This window comes from Flagellimonas abyssi (genome assembly GCF_019457905.1).
GTDB classification, from domain to species: domain Bacteria; phylum Bacteroidota; class Bacteroidia; order Flavobacteriales; family Flavobacteriaceae; genus Flagellimonas; species Flagellimonas abyssi.
Map to the genome: position 1 here is coordinate 1 of NZ_JAHZSV010000095.1, position 1125 is coordinate 1125.

General features: G+C 55.2%; 1 pseudogene. It reads left to right on the forward strand.

Going from position 1 to position 1125, the window contains the following annotated elements:
- Positions 1–1125, forward strand: a pseudogene (locus tag K1F36_RS19960) (hypothetical protein); the annotation flags it as partial.

A 1125-nucleotide genomic window follows, 5' to 3' on the forward strand; every position in this document is an offset into this window, starting at 1 on the left:
TGGCGAACTCTACAAGACGATCACCTACGACGAGAACCATCCCGGTACATCCACGAAGCTTCACACGGTTGAGGAGTTCACGGACAAACAAGGGCGGGTAGTGCTCAAGCGCACTTATGGGCCCTTTGACGACGATGGCAATAATGAGATAGATCCCGGAGAGGAAGAACTTCCCCACGACACGTACTATGTCTACGATGATTATGGGAACCTGACCTATGTCCTTCCCCCGAAGATGGACGCGACATCGTCCACACTTGCGGAACTCCAGGGAGAGCTGGAAGAGCTCGGATACCAATATGTTTACGACCATCGCAACCGATTGGTGGAGAAGAAGGTCCCGGGCAAGGGATTGGAGTACATTGTCTACAACAAACTAGATCAGCCCGTGATGACCCAGGATGCCGTGATGCGTGCCAACGGGCAATGGCTCTTCACCAAATACGATGCCTTCGGGAGGGTGGCCTATACGGGAATGGCGGACCTAACGGTGGGCAGGGAACAGGCGCAGTCCAATGTGGAGAATGCCGCGGCCCAGTACGAGGAACCGGACAACGGGTACTATACCTATGATACCTATCCTTCAATAGCGATAACGCCTAACGAGGGCTACACCATGAACTTTTATGACAACTACGATTTTGACCTGAACGGGTACACGATACCCACCACTGTATTGGGACAGGACGTTTCGATGGACGTAAAGGGGCTTCCCACGGCCATCACCACACGTGTGCTCGTGGATGGGCCCGAACGATGGGTATTGACCTTGATGCTCTACGATGACAAGGGGCGTGTGATCCTGACGGGAACCATCAACGAGTACCTGGGCACGATGGAGATCGTGGAGACGGAACTGGACTTTGTGGGCAGGGCGGTAAGGACAAGGACGATGCACTCCCGTGGCACCGATGTGGTGGTGACGATAGACAACTATGAGTACGACCACGTGGGCAGGCTGCTGAAGCACACCCAGTGCATCGGCGACCATACGATGGGCGAGAGCTGTACGGGTCCCGGGGAGCTTATCGCCTACAATGAATACGATGAGCTCGGCCAGTTGGTACAGAAGAAGGTGGGCGGAGCCCCGGGCTCCACATACGCCCTTACCGATGGTCTACAGAC